3 protein-coding genes are annotated in these 3,009 nt (G+C 71.2%); all 3 read left to right on the top strand.

The genetic code is table 11. The features are described from left to right. Positions 1 to 316 precede the first annotated feature (316 nt). A complete protein-coding gene (locus GH736_RS20160; protein WP_407922381.1) occupies positions 317 to 1,450 on the top strand; it encodes a thiamine pyrophosphate-dependent dehydrogenase E1 component subunit alpha in 1,134 nt (377 codons plus the stop codon). Positions 1,451 to 1,581: 131 nt separating this feature from the next. Beyond that, positions 1,582 to 2,565: an alpha-ketoacid dehydrogenase subunit beta gene (locus tag GH736_RS20155; protein ID WP_159606507.1), complete on the top strand. Its 984-nt coding sequence runs from the start codon at positions 1,582 to 1,584 to the stop codon at positions 2,563 to 2,565. A gap of 54 nt (positions 2,566 to 2,619) precedes the next feature. Further along, on the top strand, positions 2,620 to 3,009 hold a 390-nt coding region (locus GH736_RS20150; RefSeq protein WP_328596926.1), incomplete at its 3' end, for a biotin/lipoyl-containing protein.

The raw sequence follows: 3,009 nt of genomic DNA, 5'->3' as shown, positions 1-3,009 counted from the left end.
GAGGCTCCAGAGCCGCACGCCGTCGATGGTCGCGCCGATGGCCCGTGCCTCCTGCGGCTGGTCGGGGCCCTCGAGCCCCTTGAGGAAGCCCGGCATGCCGGGGAAGCTCGTCTCGACCGACTCGATACGGGCGACGCCACCGCCGAGGTCGCCGAGCGCCTCTTCGACGCCGGACTGGTGACGCGGGCGTTTCCGCCCGAGGGCATCCGGATCTCGATCGGCGAGCCCGAGTCTGTCGAAACCCTCCTCCGCATCCTCGGTGAGCTTGTACCGGCTTCACAAGAAGGGCGCACCTCGTAGCGAGTACCGTGGAACGGTGGCAGCCCGCGAGAGAGATTTCACCGTGCCGACGGTCCAGCTCCTGACCCCATCGGGCGAGCTGCGCCCGACGCCCGAGGCGGAGGAATACCTGCCGCTGGTCGAGGCGCTCCCCGACTCGATGCTCGAGCAGTTCTACCGCGACATGGCCGTGTCCCGGCGCATCGACATCGCCGGCGCGAACCTCCAGCGGCAGGGCCAGTTGGCGCTCTGGGTGCCCAGCCACGGGCAGGAGGCCGCCCAGGTCGGCTCCGCCCGTGCCGCACGGCCGCAGGACCACATCTTCCCGTCGTATCGCGAGCACATCGCCGGCATGATCCGCGGCCTCGACCCCGTCGCGATCCTGTCGCTGCTGCGGGGCGTCACGCTCGGCGGGTGGAACCCGGCCGAGAACGGCAACTTCCACCTCTACACGCTCGTGCTCGCCTCCCAGACGCTGCACGCGACCGGCTACGCCATGGGCATGCAGTTCGACGGCGCGGTGGGCACGGGCGATCCCGAGGCGGATGCCGCGGTGCTGGTGTACTACGGCGACGGCTCCACCTCGCAGGGCGACGCCAACGAGGCCCTCGTCTTCGCCTCGAGCTACCAGACCCCGCAGGTCTTCTTCGTGCAGAACAACGGCTGGGCGATCTCGGTGCCGGTCTCGCGGCAGTCGCGCAGCCCGCTCTCACTGCGCGGTGGCGGCTTCGGCATGCCCGGCGTGCGGATCGACGGCAACGACGTGCTCGTCAGCTACGCGGTCACGCGGCAGTCGCTCGAGGAGGCCCGCGCCGGCGAGGGGCCCAGCCTCATCGAGGCCGTGACCTACCGCATGGGCGCGCACACCACGGCTGACGACCCCACCAAGTACCGCACCGACGAAGAGGTCGCGTTCTGGGCCGAGCGCGATCCGATCACCCGCTACCGGGCCTGGCTCGAGGGCCGGGGCGCGTCGGCGGCGTTCTTCGAGGACGCCGACACCGAGGCGGCCGACGTCGCCTCCGACATGCGCCGTCGTGCCCTCGACGTCGCGGGGCCCACGCGCGACAAGATCTTCCGGCACGTCTACAGCGAGCCGCACCCGCTCATGGCCGAGGAGTCCGCGTGGCTCGAGGCGTACGAGTCCGGCTTCGAGGGAGGAGCGGCATGAGCTCACGCACTGACGACGAGCGCCTGATGGACGAGGCGGTCGCGACGTCGGCCGAGGTGGCGCCGACCCGCCGGACGCCCGCGCCCGAGGCATCCGTCGCAGCCGACACCGAAGCCGAATCCGAGTCGGGCATGCGCGGCGTGCAGACCCTCTCGATGGCCAAGGCCATCACCGCCGGCCTCCGCGAGGCGCTGCGCGCCGACGACAAGGTCCTGCTCATGGGCGAGGACATCGGCCCCCTCGGCGGCGTGTTCCGCGTGACCGAGGGCCTGCAGGCCGAGTTCGGCGACAAGCGCGTGCTCGACACGCCCCTCGCCGAGTCGGGCATCGTCGGCTCGGCGATCGGCCTCGCGATGCGGGGCTACCGGCCGGTGGTCGAGATCCAGTTCGACGGATTCATCTTCCCGGCGTTCGACCAGATCACCACGCAGCTCTCCCGCCAGACGGTGCGGCACGACGGCACGGTCTCGATGCCCGTCGTCATCCGCGTACCCTACGGCGGACACATCGGCTCGATCGAGCACCACCAGGAGAGCCCCGAGGCGTACTTCGCGCACACCCCGGGCCTTCGAGTGGTGAGCCCATCGAGCCCGCACGACGCGTACTGGATGATCCAGGAGGCCATCGCGTCGAACGACCCGGTGCTGTTCTTCGAGCCGAAGAGCCGCTACTGGCCCAAGGGGCCGGTCGACCAGGACCACTCCGGCATGCCGCTGCACGCGAGCCGGGTCATCCGCCAGGGCACCGACGTCACCGTCGTCGGACACGGCGCGATGGTCTCGACGCTGCTGCAGGCGGCCGACATCGCTGCCGGCGAGGGCACCAGCATCGAGGTCGTCGACCTGCGGTCCCTCTCCCCCATCGACTACGGCCCGCTGCTCGACTCCGTACAGCGCACCGGCCGGCTCGTCGTCGCACAGGAGGCGTACGGCTTCGTGAGCGTCGGCTCCGAGATCGCGGCCACCGTGGCCGAGCGGGCGTTCTACTCGCTCGAGGCTCCGGTGCTCCGTGTCTCGGGCTTCGACACCCCGTTCCCGCCCGCCTCCCTGGAGACCGAGTTCCTGCCGAGCCCCGACCGGGTGCTCGAAGCCGTCGACCGCGCACTGGCGTACTGACGGCCGCGCACCACATGACGCCGACGGCATAGATCGACTGCGAGGGTAGACAGCATGAGCGAGATCCGATTCCCCCTCCCCGATGTCGGTGAGGGACTCACCGAGGCCGAGATCGTGCAGTGGCATGTCGCCCCCGGCGATCGCATCGTGCTGGACCAGGTGTTCGTCGAGATCGAGACGGCGAAGTCGCTGGTCGAGCTGCCGAGCGCGTTCGAGGGCGTCGTGTCCGAACTGCTCGTCGACGAGGGCAGGACGGTCGACGTGGGCACGCCCATCCTCGTGATCCAGACGGATGCCGCGGCGCCCACCGGTGGGGCACCGGCTCCGGCCGCGCCGGCGGTCACTGCTTCCGACGCGAGCACCCCCGCGGCGCCCGCTCCTGCTTCGGCTCCCGCCACCGGCGGCACCGTCGCCTCGCACGCGCCTGCCCCGTCGGACGGCGGC

The organism is Agromyces humi, from assembly GCF_009720255.1.
GTDB classification, from domain to species: domain Bacteria; phylum Actinomycetota; class Actinomycetes; order Actinomycetales; family Microbacteriaceae; genus Agromyces; species Agromyces humi.
This window is presented reverse-complemented; position numbering and strand designations above follow the sequence as displayed.

Excerpts from the sequence above, each read along its gene's own strand:
- GH736_RS20155 (WP_159606507.1), top strand. The coding sequence starts at position 1,582 with ATGCGCGGCGTGCAGACCCTCTCGATGGCCAAGGCCATCACCGCCGGC.